Source organism: Pseudomonas sp. 20P_3.2_Bac5, from assembly GCF_025466035.1.
Lineage (GTDB): Bacteria > Pseudomonadota > Gammaproteobacteria > Pseudomonadales > Pseudomonadaceae > Aquipseudomonas.
In genome coordinates this window covers 28304-43984 of the sequence record NZ_JANLOA010000105.1, presented here as the reverse complement: position 1 = coordinate 43984, position 15681 = coordinate 28304, and the positions used below count along the sequence as shown (strand labels likewise).

General features: G+C 64.2%; 14 protein-coding genes. 10 read left to right on the top strand and 4 right to left on the bottom strand.

Going from position 1 to position 15681, the window contains the following annotated elements; translation table 11 throughout:
- Positions 1 to 55: 55 nt before the first annotated feature.
- Both NTD88_RS18970 and NTD88_RS18965 read right to left on the bottom strand, forming a co-directional pair.
- Positions 56 to 1528 (bottom strand): inorganic phosphate transporter, encoded by a 1473-nt coding sequence (locus tag NTD88_RS18970; protein WP_262154318.1) that lies wholly within the window; start codon positions 1526 to 1528, stop codon positions 56 to 58.
- Positions 1529 to 1860: 332 nt separating this feature from the next.
- The gene (locus tag NTD88_RS18965) at positions 1861 to 2061 is read right to left on the bottom strand and encodes a hypothetical protein (RefSeq protein WP_095154761.1); all 201 of its coding nucleotides are present in this window, start codon (positions 2059 to 2061) and stop codon (positions 1861 to 1863) included.
- Positions 2062 to 2625: 564 nt separating this feature from the next.
- On the opposite strand from NTD88_RS18965, the gene pcaR reads away from it, so the two are divergent.
- From pcaR to pcaC, 9 genes are all read left to right on the top strand, one after another.
- Positions 2626 to 3501, top strand: a complete 876-nt coding sequence (gene pcaR, locus NTD88_RS18960) for a pca regulon transcriptional regulator PcaR (protein WP_175652194.1) — start codon at positions 2626 to 2628, stop codon at positions 3499 to 3501.
- A 282-nt stretch (positions 3502 to 3783) separates the two neighbouring features.
- A complete protein-coding gene (locus NTD88_RS18955; RefSeq protein ID WP_262154317.1) occupies positions 3784 to 5130 on the top strand; it encodes an MFS transporter in 1347 nt (448 codons plus the stop codon).
- Between the two features lie 258 nt (positions 5131 to 5388).
- The gene (locus tag NTD88_RS18950) at positions 5389 to 6249 is read left to right on the top strand and encodes a CoA transferase subunit A (protein ID WP_110971738.1); all 861 of its coding nucleotides are present in this window, start codon (positions 5389 to 5391) and stop codon (positions 6247 to 6249) included.
- Complete coding sequence (locus NTD88_RS18945; protein ID WP_262154316.1) at positions 6246 to 7025, top strand: CoA-transferase subunit beta; 780 nt, start codon at positions 6246 to 6248, stop codon at positions 7023 to 7025. The genes NTD88_RS18950 and NTD88_RS18945 overlap by 4 nt, the downstream gene beginning before the upstream one ends.
- Positions 7022 to 8227 carry a 3-oxoadipyl-CoA thiolase gene (gene pcaF / locus NTD88_RS18940; RefSeq protein ID WP_262128231.1) on the top strand — a complete coding sequence of 402 codons (1206 nt, stop codon included), beginning with the start codon at positions 7022 to 7024 and terminating at the stop codon, positions 8225 to 8227. Before NTD88_RS18945 ends, pcaF begins: the two co-directional genes overlap by 4 nt.
- 122 nt (positions 8228 to 8349) lie before the next feature.
- Positions 8350 to 9639 (top strand): MFS family transporter, encoded by a 1290-nt coding sequence (locus NTD88_RS18935; RefSeq protein ID WP_262154315.1) that lies wholly within the window; start codon positions 8350 to 8352, stop codon positions 9637 to 9639.
- 45 nt (positions 9640 to 9684) lie between these two features.
- A complete protein-coding gene (locus tag NTD88_RS18930; protein WP_262154314.1) occupies positions 9685 to 11049 on the top strand; it encodes a 3-carboxy-cis,cis-muconate cycloisomerase in 1365 nt (454 codons plus the stop codon).
- Between the two features lie 10 nt (positions 11050 to 11059).
- Entirely contained in the window at positions 11060 to 11851 is a 792-nt protein-coding gene (gene pcaD / locus NTD88_RS18925; protein ID WP_095154769.1) for a 3-oxoadipate enol-lactonase, read from the top strand.
- A gap of 12 nt (positions 11852 to 11863) precedes the next feature.
- Positions 11864 to 12256 (top strand): 4-carboxymuconolactone decarboxylase, encoded by a 393-nt coding sequence (gene pcaC / locus NTD88_RS18920; protein WP_095154770.1) that lies wholly within the window; start codon positions 11864 to 11866, stop codon positions 12254 to 12256.
- 87 nt (positions 12257 to 12343) lie between these two features.
- On the opposite strand, the gene NTD88_RS18915 is transcribed toward pcaC, so the two are convergent.
- On the bottom strand, positions 12344 to 12868 hold the full coding sequence (locus NTD88_RS18915) for a DUF962 domain-containing protein (RefSeq protein ID WP_262153922.1): 525 nt from the start codon (positions 12866 to 12868) through the stop codon (positions 12344 to 12346).
- 91 nt (positions 12869 to 12959) lie between these two features.
- Here NTD88_RS18915 and NTD88_RS18910 point away from each other — a divergent pair, with 91 nt between their 5' ends.
- The gene (locus tag NTD88_RS18910) at positions 12960 to 13649 is read left to right on the top strand and encodes a Crp/Fnr family transcriptional regulator (protein WP_262153921.1); all 690 of its coding nucleotides are present in this window, start codon (positions 12960 to 12962) and stop codon (positions 13647 to 13649) included.
- 423 nt (positions 13650 to 14072) lie between these two features.
- Here the strand turns inward: NTD88_RS18910 and NTD88_RS18905 are convergent, their stop codons facing one another.
- The gene (locus tag NTD88_RS18905; protein ID WP_262153920.1) at positions 14073 to 15674 is read right to left on the bottom strand and encodes an arylsulfatase; all 1602 of its coding nucleotides are present in this window, start codon (positions 15672 to 15674) and stop codon (positions 14073 to 14075) included.
- Positions 15675 to 15681 lie beyond the last annotated feature (7 nt).

Below are 15681 nucleotides of genomic sequence, written 5' to 3'. Positions count from 1 at the left end.
GGTTTCGCAGGCATGAAAAAGGCGCCCTTGGGCGCCTTTTTCAGTGCGGTGCGTTTTAGCTGATGAACTTGGTCGCCAGCCAGAACAGTCCCGCCGCCAGGCCCATCGTGGCCGGCAGGGTCAGGACCCACGCCAGCAGGATGGTCTTGACCGTGCCGCCTTGCAGGCCGCTCTTGTTGGCGACCATGGTGCCGGCAACACCCGAGGACAGCACGTGGGTCGTCGATACCGGTAGGCTGAAGATGTTGGCCATGCCGATCGCGCACGCCGCGGTGATCTGCGCCGACATGCCCTGGGCATAGGTCATGCCCTGCTTGCCGATCTTCTCGCCGATGGTCAGTACCACGCGCTTCCAGCCAACCATGGTGCCCAGGCCCAAGGCCAGGGCGACGGCCAGGATCACCCAGAACGGTGCGTATTCGGTGGTGGCGGTCAGGTCTTTACGCAGCTTGTCGAGGTCGGCCTTTTCACGGGGTTGCAGGACCGGCAGCTTGCCAACCTTCTTCGCCGTGTCGTCCAGGCAGAGCAGGTAGCGGCGCACTTCGACACGTTGCTCGGCGCTCAGGGCGCGGTAGTCGGTCACGCCTGCCAGCGACTGCTGCAGCGCGGCGATGGTCGGCTCGGTCTGGTGCGGGTTGCAGCTGAACTGCTCCGGCAGATCGCCCTTGGCGGCCTTGCCCAGAGCGAGGAATTCGCCCAGGGTTTCGTGATTGCGCTCGTAGAACTGGCTCAGGTGCAGGGTCGCGTCGCGGGTCCGCTCGATCTGGTAGGTCGTGCTGTTGAGGTCCAGAACGAACTGCGCCGGGACGATACCGATCAGCACCAGCATGATCAGGCCGATACCTTTCTGGCCGTCGTTGGAACCGTGCACGAAGCTCACGCCCATCGCGGACATGATCAGCACCAGGCGGTTCCAGAAGGGTGGGTGTTTCTTGTCGTCGAGCATGCGGCGCTGTTCTGGCGTCTTGTGCATCTTCGACAGCGGGCGCCACCATTTCAGGCCCAGCAGCACCAGCGCGGCAACGACAAAGCCGGCCATTGGCGAGAGCACCAGCGACATGCCGATATCGATCGCTTTCTGCCAGTTGACCCCGTCACCCAATGGAATGTCGTTGATCAGGGCGTTGGCGAGGCCAACACCGAGGATCGAACCGATCAGGGTGTGGGAGCTGGAAGCGGGGATGCCGAAGTACCAGGTGCCCAGGTTCCAGGCGATGGCTGCGGCCAGCAGAGAGAAGACCATGGCCAGGCCGTGCCCGGTGTTGACGTTGATCAGCAGCTCGACCGGCAGCAGGTGAACGATGGCGTAGGCAACGCCGACGCCGCCCAGCAGTACTCCGAGGAAGTTGAAGATCCCCGAGGCGAAGACCGCCAGCTGAGGAGGCATGGCTTTGGTGTAGATGACTGTCGCAACCGCGTTTGCGGTGTCATGAAAGCCATTGATGAACTCGAAGGCGAGGACGAAGGTCAAGGCGAGCAGGAGACTCACCAGTACCCACGCATCAAGTCCGCTGAATAATTCGATCATGAAGGTTTTCTGACCCGGTCATAAGGGGGCGCGATTATGCCAGAAATCCCCGGTAATCGATGCACTGGCTGCCGACCGGTTGATCGCTTCAGCGAAAGTTCCGTTCAGGTATCGAATGTGGCGGGTATCGGAAAACGTCGGCAAAAAGCCGGGAGAATGTGGCTTTCTGAAGGCAACAGGATGAATTTTTGATGTCGGAAAGGTTTCAAACAAACGTATGAAATTTGTGAGAATCCATTACGGTTTCATGTTCGCACGCGCAATGATAGACCCGGGTACCTGTTCGAACAGGTACCGGGAGGTCTTCGCGGCACGTTAATGAAGGGCGTGCGTCAAGGCTCTTCGGGCTTGAGTTCCTCTTCGATCTTGCGAAGTTCCTGGGCAAACGCCTGGTCCATGACGGTGGCGCGTTTGCGCCAGGGTTTGCGTTCCGGGTCGGGTTGAGCGGCATAAGTCGTGACTTCTCCGCCATAAACATCCTTGTAACGTTGTTCCTGGCGCTCAAGTTCCGCGCGCAGTTCTTCTTTCGTCACAGTGCTACCTGTTAATCAAAGTTAACGCTGGCTTTTCGCGAGGGCGTTGTTGCGAGAGTGCGTAACGCGCACGCGGCTACGTTGCCAGTGTAGTAATGGCTGTCGCAGCTACAGACATTCAGTAGGTGCCGACGCGCACTGGCGTCTGACACGCGGGATCTGGCAACTGACAACTTTACGTCAGTATTGGATCCGTTCTTGATGGCGCCGGGTGGGCGGCATCAGGTTTTGAGTATAGCAATTGCAATCAGGAAGGATACCGTTCAAGTAAGCCTTGCAAGAATGGACAATAAAAGAAGGGTCTTTGTTTCAACCGTTGTGGCGTACACCACTACTTCCGGGAAACATCCGGAGCGGGTTGCTCGATTGTGCTTTAAATGAAAAACGGCCTCGCTGGTGGGCGAGGCCGTGCCCGGGGACTTCTACGGTGGGTACCTGACCAGTCTCTCCAAGAAGCCACATTGTGGCTGGGGAAAGGTATAAGCAATTGTGGTCAGCGGTCAATTGCGATTATCGGTCGATGGTTCGATAATCGCCCTTGTGTGTGAGTGACCGAGGTGAGTCATGAGTGATGAAGCAACACCCAAAGGACCTGGCTTGAACGACAACGTGCGCAGTTCCTTTGCGTCCCTGGCGCCGCCCATCGTGGCTTCGCCGGCCCGGCGCATCCAGGCGTTCACCGGTGATCCGGATTTCATGACCTCTCTCGCGCGAGGTCTGGCAGTGGTGCAGGCGTTCCAGGAGCGCAAGCGGCACCTGACCATCGCCCAGATCAGCCACCGCACCGAGATTCCCCGGGCGGCGGTGCGCCGCTGTTTGCATACGCTGATCAAGCTCGGCTATGCCACCACCGATGGCCGCACCTATTCACTGCTGCCCAAGGTGTTGACGCTGGGCCATGCCTATCTGTCTTCGACGCCGTTGGCGGTGTCGGCGCAGCCTTATCTGGACCGCATGAGCGACCAGCTCCACGAGGCCTGCAACATGGCCACCCTGGAAGGCGATGACATCCTTTACATCGCCCGCTCGGCCACGGTCCAGCGGCTGATCTCGGTGGACCTGTCGGTAGGCGGCAGACTGCCGGCCTATTGCACGTCCATGGGCCGGATCCTGCTGGCGGCGCTGGATGACGCGACCCTCCACGAATACCTGGAACACGCCGACCTGCAGGCCAAGACCAGCCGCACCATCCACGACCCGCAAGCGCTGCTGGAATGCCTGCAACTGGTGCGGCAGCAAGGCTGGTGCGTCGTCGACCAGGAACTGGAGCAGGGCCTGCGTTCGATTGCCGTGCCGGTGTACGACGCTTCCGGCCAGGTGCTGGCCGCGCTCAACGTCAGCACCCACGCCGGCCGGGTCAGCCGCAGCGAACTGGAGCAGCGGTTCCTTCCGATCATGCTGTCCGCCAGCCGCGACCTCAGCACCCAGTTGTTCGCCTGACGGCAGCGCGATCCTGTTCGATAAACGCACACTGTTGCGTTTATCGAATTGCGCCGTCCGGTGCGCCTGATTAATGTCCCTCGCAACGGTTGGCCCGCCCCGACTGTCAATAATAATGAAGCGAGAGGCATAGCCCCATGACCCGCACCCTTTCCCCGAGCCGCCCGTCTCCCTGCCGACGATGCGGACGCTAGAAATTCCCGTCTGACTACACTGATCCGCCTTCGCTACGACGTGCGCGCCTGTCCGGTGCTCGCGCGCTTTCTTCTGGATAAAAAAACAATGAATAGTCCGCAAGCTGCTATCGGAACGCCCCTGGATGTCCAGTCGTTCATCAACGCCCAGCCCCTGTCGCGCTACCAATGGCGGGTGGTGATTCTCTGTTTCTTGATTGTCTTCCTCGACGGCCTGGACACCGCCGCCATGGGCTTTATCGCCCCGGCGTTGTCGCAGGACTGGGGCATTGACCGCGCCAGCCTGGGCCCGGTGATGAGCGCCGCGCTGATCGGCATGGTCTTCGGTGCCCTGGGTTCCGGGCCGCTGGCCGACCGTTTCGGACGCAAGGTGGTGCTGGTTGGCGCCGTGGTGTTGTTCGGCGCGTTCAGCCTGGCCTCGGCGTACAGCACCAATGTCGACCAGTTGCTGGTGCTGCGCTTCCTGACCGGCCTGGGTCTTGGCGCCGGCATGCCCAACGCCACCACGCTGCTGTCCGAGTACACCCCCGAGCGCCTCAAGTCGCTGCTGGTGACCAGCATGTTCTGCGGCTTCAACCTGGGCATGGCCGGTGGCGGTTTCATCTCGGCCAAGCTGATCCCGGCGTACGGCTGGCACAGCCTGTTGCTGATCGGCGGCGTGTTGCCGCTGCTGCTGGCGCTGGTGTTGGTGGTGTGGCTGCCGGAGTCGGCGCGTTTCCTGGTGGTGCGTAACCGCAGCATCGAGAAGATCCGCAAGACCCTCGCGCCCATTGATCCGGCGACCGTGGCCAAGGCCAGCGCCTTCACCGTGCCGGAACAGAAAACCGTCAAGAGCCGCAACGTGCTGGCCGTGATCTTCTCCGGCACCTACAGCATCGGCACCTTGCTGCTGTGGCTGACCTACTTCATGGGCTTGGTGATCGTCTACCTGCTGACGAGCTGGTTGCCGACCCTGATGCGCGACAGTGGCGCGAGCATGGAGCAGGCGGCGTTTATCGGCGCGCTGTTCCAGTTCGGTGGCGTGCTCAGCGCGGTGGGCGTGGGTTGGGCGATGGACCGTTTCAATCCGCACAAGGTTATCGGCACCTTCTACCTGCTGGCCGGGGTGTTTGCCTACGCGGTAGGGCAGAGCCTGGGCAACATCACCTTGCTGGCGACCCTGGTGCTGGTTGCCGGGATGTGCGTCAACGGCGCGCAATCGGCCATGCCATCGCTGGCGGCGCGGTTCTATCCGACCCAGGGCCGGGCGACCGGTGTGTCGTGGATGCTGGGCATCGGCCGCTTCGGCGCGATCCTCGGCGCCTGGATGGGCGCGACGCTGCTGGGGCTGGGCTGGAACTTCGAGCAGGTGCTGACGGCGCTGGTGATTCCAGCTGGTCTGGCGACTGTGGCGGTGGTGGTGAAGGGGATTGTCAGCCACGCGGATGCGACCTGAGAGTCTTTGTGGGCCATCGCGAGCAAGCTCGCTCCTACAGGGAGGTGATGTTGGCCGGCCTTCTGTAGGCGCGAGTTTGTGGGGGGCGCTGAACCGTCGCGATGGCTCATAAAGCTTGCTAACAATCCGTTCGATAATCGAACGCTATGCCGATTATCGGATTGAACAGCCCCGCCCCCCGCCTTAATCTGAATTCATACCGGCGCCGCTCAAGGCGCCTTGAAACCGACCTCGACTCAGCACATCCAGGAGTCTTCCATGGCTGCAATCCTCTCGCTCCACGACGCCGTGAAGCAGTTCGTCCACGACGGTGACAGCGTTGCCCTTGAAGGCTTCACGCACCTGATTCCGACCGCCGCCGGGCATGAAATCATTCGTCAGGGCAAAAAGGATCTGACGCTGGTGCGCATGACCCCCGACCTGATCTACGACCAACTGATCGGCGCCGGCTGCGCGAAAAAACTGATCTTCTCGTGGGGCGGCAACCCGGGTGTCGGCTCCCTGCACCGTCTGCGTGATGCCGTCGAGAAGCAATGGCCGCACGACATCGAAATCGAAGAACACAGCCACGCCGACCTGGCCAACGCCTACGTCGCTGGCGCTTCCGGCCTGCCGTTCGCGGTGCTGCGTGCCTACGCCGGCTCCGACCTGCCGAAGGTCAACCCGCTGATCAAGACCGTGACCTGCCCGTTCACCGGTGAAGTACTGGCCGCCGTGCCGTCGGTTCGCCCGGACGTCACCGTGATCCACGCGCAAAAAGCCGACCGCAAGGGCAACGTGCTGCTGTGGGGCATCCTCGGCGTGCAGAAAGAAGCGGCCCTGGCGGCCAAGCGCTGCATCGTCACCGTCGAAGAAATCGTCGACGACCTGCAGGCACCGATGAACGCCTGCGTCCTGCCGACCTGGGCCTTGTCCGCGGTCTGCCTGGTACCGGGCGGCGCGCATCCGTCCTACGCCCACGGTTACTACGAGCGCGACAACCGCTTCTACCAGGCCTGGGACCCGATCGCCCGCAACCGCGAAACCTTCACCGCCTGGATCGACCAGTACATCCGCGGCACCGCCGACTTCAACGAATTCAAGGCAAAACTGGCCAGCGCTTCGGAGGCTGCACAATGAGCTACTCCACCAATGAAATGATGACCGTCGCCGCCTCCCGCCGCCTGCAGAACGGCGCCGTATGCTTCGTTGGCATCGGCCTGCCGTCCAAGGCTGCCAACCTGGCCCGCCTGACGTCCTCGCCTGACGTGGTGCTGATCTACGAATCAGGTCCGATCGGCGCCAAGCCGACCGTACTGCCGCTGTCCATCGGTGACGGCGAACTGGCCGAAACCGCTGACACCGTGGTGCCGACCGGCGAAATCTTCCGCTACTGGCTGCAAGGCGGGCGAATTGACGTCGGCTTCCTCGGCGCCGCTCAGGTCGACCGCTTCGGCAACATCAACACCACCGTGGTCGGTGACTACCACGCGCCGAAAGTGCGCCTGCCGGGTGCTGGTGGCGCGCCGGAAATCGCCGGTTCGGCGAAGACCGTGCTGATCATCCTCAAGCAGTCCAACCGTGCGTTCGTGGACAAGCTGGACTTCATCACCTCCGTCGGCCACGGCGAAGGCGGCGACTCGCGCAAACGTCTGGGGCTGCCAGGCCAAGGGCCCGTGGGCATCATCACCGACCTGTGCATCATGGAGCCGGAAGCCGGCACCAATGAATTTGTGGTCACCGCGATCCACCCGGGCGTGACCCGTGAGCAGATCGTCGCCGCCACCGGCTGGGCCATCCGTTTCGCCGACAACGTCGAAACCACCGCCGAGCCGACCGAGGTCGAGCTGACTGCCCTGCGTGACCTCGAAGCCCGCACCGCCGCGGCCCACGGCCAGGCGCCAGGAGAAGCGTGATGCGTGACGTATTTATCTGCGACGCGATTCGCACCCCGATTGGCCGCTTCGGCGGTGGCCTGGCCGGCGTTCGCGCCGACGACCTGGCCGCCGTGCCGCTGAAGGCGCTGATCGAGCGCAACCCGACGGTCCAGTGGGACCAGATCGACGAAGTGTTCCTCGGCTGCGCCAACCAGGCCGGTGAAGACAACCGCAACGTGGCGCGCATGGCGCTGCTGCTGGCCGGCCTGCCGGAAAGCGTCCCGGGCGTGACCCTGAACCGCCTCTGCGCCTCGGGCATGGACGCGGTGGGCACCGCCTTCCGCGCCATCGCCAGCGGCGAGATGGAGCTGGCGATCGCCGGCGGCGTCGAGTCGATGTCCCGCGCGCCGTTCGTGATGGGCAAGGCCGACAGCGCCTACTCGCGCAACATGAAACTGGAAGACACCACCATCGGCTGGCGCTTCATCAACCCGCTGATGAAAGCCCAGTACGGCGTCGACGCCATGCCGCAGACCGCCGACAACGTGGCGGACGACCATCAGGTGTCCCGCGCCGACCAGGACGCCTTCGCCCTGCGCAGCCAGCAGCGCACCGCCGCCGCCCAGGCTGCCGGCTTCTTCGCTGAAGAAATCGTGCCGGTGCGTATTGCCCACAAGAAGGGCGAGACCATCGTCGAGCAGGACGAGCATCCCCGTGCTGAAACCACGCTGGAAGCGCTGACCAAACTGAAGCCGGTCAACGGCCCGGACAAGACCGTCACCGCCGGCAACGCCTCGGGCGTCAACGACGGTGCCGCGGCGATGATCCTCGCCTCGGCCGACGCGGTGAAAAAACACGGCCTGACCCCGCGCGCCCGCGTGCTCGGCATGGCCAGCGCCGGTGTGGCGCCACGGGTGATGGGCATCGGCCCGGTGCCCGCGGTGCTGAAACTCACCGAACGTCTGGGTGTTGCGGTCAGCGATTTCGACGTAATCGAACTCAATGAAGCCTTCGCCAGCCAGGGCCTCGCCGTGCTGCGCGGTCTCGGCCTGGCCGACGACGCGCCGCAGGTCAACCCGAATGGCGGCGCCATCGCCCTCGGTCATCCGCTGGGCATGAGCGGTGCGCGACTGATCCTCACCGCCTTGCACCACCTGGAAAAAACCGGTGGCCGCAAGGGCCTGGCGACCATGTGTGTTGGCGTCGGGCAGGGCCTCGCCCTGGCTATCGAGCGCGTGTAAAACCAATGACCCCGGACGGGCGGCCTCCACGCAAGGCCGGTTGTCCGGGGTGATTGTCTGGCGGAACGAGAGTGTTACCGAGTGTGTCTAGACTCAGTGATACCCTCCAGGAGTAAACAGCCATGACTTCAACCTATTACACCGGTGAAGAACGCAGCAAACGCATCTTCGCCATCGTTGGTGCGTCCTCGGGCAACCTGGTCGAATGGTTCGACTTTTACGTCTACGCCTTCTGCGCCATCTATTTCGCACCGGCGTTTTTCCCCTCCGACGACCCCACGGTGCAATTGCTCAACACCGCCGGTGTGTTTGCCGCGGGCTTTCTTATGCGCCCGATCGGTGGCTGGCTGTTCGGCCGCGTCGCCGACCGTCATGGCCGCAAGAATTCGATGATGATTTCCGTGCTGATGATGTGCGCCGGGTCGCTGGTGATCGCCTGCCTGCCGACCTACGCCAGCATCGGTGCCTGGGCGCCGGCGCTGCTGCTGGTGGCGCGGCTGTTCCAGGGCCTGTCGGTGGGTGGCGAATACGGCACCACCGCGACCTACATGAGTGAAGTGGCGCTGCGCGGCCAACGCGGTTTCTTCGCCTCGTTCCAGTACGTCACGCTGATCGGCGGGCAACTGCTGGCGGTGCTGGTGGTGGTGATCCTTCAGCAACTGCTCAGCGAGGACGAACTGCGGGCCTGGGGCTGGCGCATCCCGTTCGTGGTCGGCGCCATCGCCGCCGTGATCTCGCTGTTCCTGCGCCGCTCGCTGAAAGAAACCAGCAGCGCCGAAACCCGCAACGACAAGGAAGCCGGCAGCATCGCCGGGCTGTTCCGCAACCACACCGCCGCCTTCATTACCGTGCTCGGCTACACCGCCGGCGGCTCGCTGATTTTCTACACCTTCACCACCTACATGCAGAAGTACCTGGTGAACACCGCCGGGATGAGCGCCAAGACCGCCAGCTTCATCATGACCGGCGCGCTGTTCCTGTACATGTGCATGCAGCCGCTGTTCGGCATGTTGTCCGACCGGATCGGCCGGCGTAATTCGATGCTCCTGTTCGGTGCCCTGGGCACGCTGTTCACCGTGCCGATCCTGCTGGCGCTGAAGACCGTCACCAGCCCGTTCCTGGCTTTCGTACTGATCACCCTGGCGCTGTGCATCGTCAGTTTCTACACCTCCATCAGCGGCCTGGTGAAGGCCGAGATGTTCCCGCCACAAGTGCGCGCGCTGGGCGTCGGCCTGGCCTACGCGGTGGCCAACGCGGTGTTCGGTGGCTCTGCTGAATACGTGGCCCTTGGCCTGAAATCCATGGGCATGGAAAACACTTTTTACTGGTACGTTACCGCGATGATGGCCATCGCCTTCCTGTTCAGCCTGCGTCTGCCGAAGCAGGCCGCGTACCTGCATAACGATCATTGACCCAGCGGCGCGCCCTGACCGGCGCGCCCCGTTGAAGGACCTGTCATGACTCCACGACCGGGCAACCAGTTGTTCGATGCCTACTTCACCGCGCCCGCCATGCGCGAGATCTTTTCCGACCGTGGCCGCATCCAGGGCATGCTCGATTTCGAAGCCGGACTGGCCCGGGCCGAAGCCGCCGTCGGGGTGATCCCGGCGGTGGTGGTGGCGCCGATCGAGCTGGCCTGCAAGGCCGAGCGCTATGATTTCGCCGCCCTGGCCGAAGCCATCGGCATCGCCGGCAACTCGGCGATCCCACTGGTCAAGGCGCTGGGCAAGGTGATCGCCAGCGGCGTGGCCGAAGCCGAGCGCTACGTGCACCTCGGCGCCACCAGCCAGGACGCCATGGACACCGGCCTGGTCCTGCAATTGCGCGATGCCCTGGCCCTGATCGACGACGAACTGGCGCACCTGGCCGACGCCCTCGCCACCCAGGCCCGCGCCCACGCCGACACACCGCTGGCCGGCCGCACCTGGCTGCAGCATGCGACCCCGGTGACCCTGGGCATGAAGCTCGCCGGCACCCTCGGCGCCCTGGTCCGTCATCGCCAGCGCCTGCGCGAACTCAAACCGCGCCTGCTGACCCTGCAGTTCGGCGGCGCGTCCGGCACCCTCGCGGCGCTGGGCGACAAGGCGTTGCCTGTCGCCGAAGCGCTGGCCGATCAGTTGGGCCTGAACCTGCCGGAACAGCCGTGGCACACCCAGCGCGACCGTCTGGTGGAATTCGCCTCGGTGCTCGGCCTGGTCGCCGGCACCCTCGGCAAGCTGGGCCGCGATATCAGTCTGCTGATGCAGACCGAAGCTGGCGAAGTCTTCGAGCCGTCGGCGCCTGGCAAGGGCGGTTCCTCGACCATGCCGCACAAGCGCAACCCGGTGGGCGCCGCCGTGCTGATCGGTGCCGCGACCCGCGTCCCCGGCCTGCTCGCCACGCTGTTCGCCGCCATGCCCCAGGAGCACGAGCGCAGCCTCGGCCTGTGGCACGCCGAATGGGAAACCCTGCCGGAAATCTGCTGCCTGGTGTCGGGCGCGCTGCGTCAGGCGCGGATCATTGCCGAGGGCCTGGAAGTGGACGCCGCGCGCATGCGCCGCAACCTCGACCTGACCCAGGGCCTGGTCCTCGCCGAAGCCGTGAGCATCGTTCTCGCCCAGCGCCTGGGCCGGGATGCCGCGCACCATCTTCTGGAGACTTGCTGCAAACGCGCGGTCGCCGAACAACGTCATCTGCGCGCCGTGCTCGGCGACGATCCGCAGGTGAGCGCCGAACTGTCGGCGGACGAACTCGACCGTCTGCTGGACCCGGCTCACTACCTCGGCCAGGCTCGCGCCTGGGTTGAGCGTGCGCTGGCCGAACATCAACGATTCAAAGCCTGAGGAGGCTGCTGTGGGAAGCGTACAACTCGCCGATGGCGTTCTGAACTACCAGCTCGATGGCCCCGAAGGCGCACCGGTTTTGGTGCTGTCCAACTCGCTGGGCACCAACCTGCGCATGTGGGACACCCAGGTGCCGGCCTTCGCCACTCATTTCCGCGTGCTGCGTTATGACACCCGCGGCCACGGCGATTCGCTGGTCACCGACGGCCCGTACAGCATCGAGCAACTGGGCCGCGACGTGCTGGCGCTGCTGGATGCCTTGAAGTTGGACAAGGTGCATTTCTGCGGCCTGTCCATGGGCGGCCTGATCGGCCAGTGGCTGGGCATCAATGCACCGGAGCGCCTGAACCGCCTGATCGTCTGCAACACTGCGGCCAAGATCGGTACCCCGGAGATCTGGAACCCGCGCATCGAGATGGTCCTGCGTGACCGCGAGGCGGCGATGGTCGGCCTGCGCGATGCGTCCATCGAGCGCTGGTTCACCCCGGCGTTTGCCGGCGCCAACCCGGACCAGGCCAAGCGCATCACCGACATGCTCGCGTCCACCTCGCCTGAAGGCTACGCGGCCAACTGCGGCGCGGTGCGTGATGCCGATTTCCGCGATCAGTTGGGCGCAATCAAGGCGCCGCTGCTGGTCATCGCCGGCAGCGCCGACGCGGTGACCCCGCCGTCGGGCAGCCTGTTTATCCAGGAGCGGGTGGCCGGTGCCGAGTTTGCCGAGTTCCACGCTGCGCACCTGTCCAACGTTGAAGTGGGCGAGCCGTTCAGCCGCCGCGTCATCGATTTTCTGCTGGCCCGTTGAGGAGCTGTTTTCGTGGATGAGAAACAACGTTACGACGCCGGCATGCAAGTGCGTCGCGCGGTACTGGGCGATGCCCACGTGGACCGCAGCCTGACCAACCTGACCGAGTTCAACAGCGAGTTCCAGGAAATGATCACCCGCCACGCCTGGGGTGATATCTGGACCCGTCCGGGCTTGCCGCGGCACACCCGCAGCCTGATCACCATCGCCATGCTGATCGGCATGAACCGCAATGATGAGCTGAAACTGCACCTGCGCGCCGCCGCCAACAACGGCGTGACCCGTGACGAGATCAAGGAAGTGCTGATGCAGAGCGCGATCTACTGCGGGATTCCGGCGGCCAATGCCACCTTCCACCTGGCGGAATCGGTGTGGGATGAGTTGGGGGTTGAGTCGCGGGCTTGATCGTCAGGGCCTCATCGCCGGCAAGCCGGCTCCCACGCAAGACGGTGCTTTGTGGGAGCCGGCTTGCCGGCGATGAGGCCATCTGAATCAAACCACAGCCTTCTTCTCCCGAATCGCCACCGGCCCCGCATTGTGTTCCACCGCCGCCTTCAGCTCCGGCCGCAGCCCGAGCATGAACGCCAGTTCCGCCACCACGAACAACGGCCCGACGATCAGCCCGCTGATGTCATCGACGAACGCCGGTTTGCGCCCCTCGTAGTAATGCCCGACGAACTGGATCACCCAGCCGACGAAAAACAGTCCCAGCCCGGCCACCAGCCACACCGATGTGCTTTGCACCGCCAGCGCTTGCCCGGCCCACAGGCAGGCACCCAGCAGTGCACTCATCAGCACGCCGAAACGCAGGTCCAGGCGCAGGTAAAACCACACCGACGCCAGTGCCGCGACGAAGGCCGGCGACAGCCAGATCCCGCCCACTTCCAGTCCCGGCCGTGACAGCAGCACGGTGACCGCCACCACAATCATGGGGATGCCGATGAAGTGGGTGGCGATGTTGCGCGGATCACGGTGGTAGCTGGCATATTGACTCAGGTGTTCCACGAGGTTTTTCATTGTTATTCCTCCGGTTGGGATGGCCCAGCATGGACCGCGGCCGGGCGTCAGTCTGTCGCCTGGCCGACAGAGTCACTTTTCGAGGCTTTGGATGAACGATCGTTGCGCCTGGCGCGAGCAACTCTTGCATGGCCACTGGTTCCGGCAACTCTCACCTGCGTTGCAGGATAGCCTGCTGGACGCCGCCCGCCCGCGCACCCTGGCCGCCGGCGAGCGCCTGTTCCAGCGCGGCGATGCGCCCTGCGGGCTGTATGCGGTGCTGGCGGGCGCGGTGCGGATTGGCGCGGTGAATGCCGGGGGAAAGGAGGCGCTCTTGACCCTGATTGAGCCGCCGCACTGGTTTGGCGAAATCTGCCTGTTCGACGGCCAGCCGCGCACCCATGACGCTTTTGCTGAAGGGCAGACCACACTGCTGCGGGTGCCGCAGGCGACGCTGCTGAGCTTGCTTGACCAGCAACCGGCGTACTGGCGCGAGTTTGCCTTGTTGATGAGCCACAAGCTGCGTCTGGCGTTTGTCGCCCTGGAACAGCAAAGCCTGATGGGCGCCGCCCCGCGTTTGGCGTACCGGCTGCTGCAGATGGCCGCGGGGTACGGCGAGGTGGATGGCGAGCGGCGGGTGTTGCAGCTCTCCCAGGAGCAACTGGCGCTGATGCTGTCGCTGTCGCGGCAGACCACCAACCAGATTCTCAAGGCGCTGGAGCAGGACGGGGCGGTGCGTTTGAGTTATGGCGAGATCGAGATTCTTGATCCGGGGCGGTTGGAGCGGTTGGCTGGGAAGTGAGGGTGGTCTTCCATGCTCCTCTCGGCGACTATGTTCTAGTCGACGGTATATCAGCGTTCTCAAGATCGAGCGCCGCCCGCGCGGCGCATCGCGAGCGAGCTCGCTCCTACAATGAGTTGTGTTGCCCGCTCTTTGAGTTTGGCGATGAGTCGCGGGGAGGCTGTTGGGGCCGACTCGATACCGCGTCGTACAAACAAAGCGGTCAACTATGGCCCGACAGACATAGGCACGTTGCAACCACTGTAGGAGCGAGCTAGCTCGCGATGCGCCGCGCGGGCGGCGCTCGATCTTGAGAACGCTAAAAGCCTGTCGGCGAGCACTTGGCAGCCATTACCCGATTTACTGACTGGTGCCTGATGGGCTTTATACAACCATGAGGTGTGTAGATACCCATGCAGCGATCAGACCCCAAAAGCCACCCCATCAATCCGGCTGAAACGGCGACTGACTCAAAATCACCCCCGTCTCTTCCACATACTTCTGCCACTCCGCCAACAGCGCCTCCAGCTTCGCCGGCTGCTGCGTCGCCAGGTCATGAATCTCCCCCGGATCCCGACTCAGGTCATACAACTGCCAGGTCGCCGGCCCCACCGGCCCGGGGATGTACACCGCCTTCCAGTGCCCCTGGCGAATCGCCCGGCGGCCGAACAGTTCCCAGCCGGTGACGGTGTGTTCGTCATGCACCTGCTCGGTCTCGCCCGACAGATACCCCAACCACGATTTGCCTCGCAGCGGCGCGACATCGCGACCGCGCCAGCGCTTGCCGGGATGGCGCACGCCCGCCAGGTCGAGCAGGGTCGGGGTGATGTCCATCACCGTGCTGAATTCATGGCTGATCTGTTTTTGCCGGGCCAGCGCCGGGTAGTGCAGCAGCGCCGGCACGCGGATGCCGCCTTCGGTGGTGAAGGCCTTGAACAGCCGCGACGGCGCGGTGGCCGCCTGCGCCCAGTGCGGGCCGTACCAGACGTAGGAGTTGGCCCGGCCGATGTTTTCCAGGCTGTTGTCGTAATGCTGGTCGAGATAGCTGGCCAGGTGCGGACCGAATTTCGGGAAGGCTTCCAGCAGCGCGCCTTCGGCGCCGTTATCGGACATGAACAGCACCAGGGTGTTGTCCAGTTGGCCCTGGTTGCGCAGGTAGTCCAGCACCCGGCCGATGTTCCAGTCCATGCGCTCGACCATCGCCGCGTAAACCTCCATCGACCGTGCCGAACGCTGGCGTTGTTCGTCGCTCAGCGCCTGCCAGTGGCCGTCCACCGGATGAGCTTCGGTGTCGGCGGCGATCAGGCCGAGGGCGCGGAGTTTTTCCAGGCGCTCCTGGCGCAGCACCTCGGGGCCGGCGTCGTAGCGGCCCTTGTAGCGCTCGACCACCTCGGCCGGCGCCTGCAACGGCCAGTGCGGCGCGGAGAAGGGCAGGTAGGCGAAGAACGGCCGGCTCTGGTCGCGCTCCTTGAGGTACTGCAGCAGCTTGTCGCCGAAGGCATCGGAGGAATAGAAATCCTTCGGCAGTTCGTCGATGAACTGGTCGTCTTCGATGTACAGCGCCGGGGTGGATTTCAGCAGGCCCGGGGTGTTGTCATCGTAGGTCGGCTCGAAGCCATAGTGGTTGGCGGCCCCCGGCAGCAGGGCGAAGGAACGTTCGAAACCGCGGGCGTGGGGCGCCAGTTCGGCGGTCAGGCCCAGGTGCCATTTGCCGCTCATCAGCGTCTGGTAGCCGGCTTCGCGGAGCAATTCTGGCAGGGCCACCACGCGGTCGTTGAGGTAGCCCTCGTAGCCGGGCTTGCCGATCAGTTCCGGGGTCAGCGCCTCGGCCATTGTGCCGATGCCGGCGATATGGTGGTCGGTGCCGGTGAGCAGCATCGAGCGGGTCGGCGAGCAGGTGGGCGCGGTGTGGAAATCGGTCAGGCGCAGGCCGGCGCTGGCCAGGGCGTCGAGGTTCGGCGTGGCGATCTCGCCGCCGAACGCGCCGATGTCGGAGAAGCCCAGGTCGTCGGCAACGATGACCAGGAAGTTGGGGCGATGGCTCATGAAGCGC

What these genes read in the sequence shown, in the direction of transcription:
- NTD88_RS18970 (WP_262154318.1), bottom strand. Translation starts at nt 1,528, where the DNA reads ATGATCGAATTATTCAGCGGACTTGATGCGTGGGTACTGGTGAGTCTC.
- pcaR (WP_175652194.1), top strand. Translation starts at nt 2,626, where the DNA reads ATGAGTGATGAAGCAACACCCAAAGGACCTGGCTTGAACGACAACGTG.
- NTD88_RS18955 (WP_262154317.1), top strand. Translation starts at nt 3,784, where the DNA reads ATGAATAGTCCGCAAGCTGCTATCGGAACGCCCCTGGATGTCCAGTCG.
- NTD88_RS18950 (WP_110971738.1), top strand. Translation starts at nt 5,389, where the DNA reads ATGGCTGCAATCCTCTCGCTCCACGACGCCGTGAAGCAGTTCGTCCAC.
- NTD88_RS18945 (WP_262154316.1), top strand. Translation starts at nt 6,246, where the DNA reads ATGAGCTACTCCACCAATGAAATGATGACCGTCGCCGCCTCCCGCCGC.
- NTD88_RS18935 (WP_262154315.1), top strand. Translation starts at nt 8,350, where the DNA reads ATGACTTCAACCTATTACACCGGTGAAGAACGCAGCAAACGCATCTTC.
- NTD88_RS18930 (WP_262154314.1), top strand. Translation starts at nt 9,685, where the DNA reads ATGACTCCACGACCGGGCAACCAGTTGTTCGATGCCTACTTCACCGCG.
- NTD88_RS18915 (WP_262153922.1), bottom strand. Translation starts at nt 12,868, where the DNA reads ATGAAAAACCTCGTGGAACACCTGAGTCAATATGCCAGCTACCACCGT.
- NTD88_RS18910 (WP_262153921.1), top strand. Translation starts at nt 12,960, where the DNA reads ATGAACGATCGTTGCGCCTGGCGCGAGCAACTCTTGCATGGCCACTGG.
- NTD88_RS18905 (WP_262153920.1), bottom strand. Translation starts at nt 15,674, where the DNA reads ATGAGCCATCGCCCCAACTTCCTGGTCATCGTTGCCGACGACCTGGGC.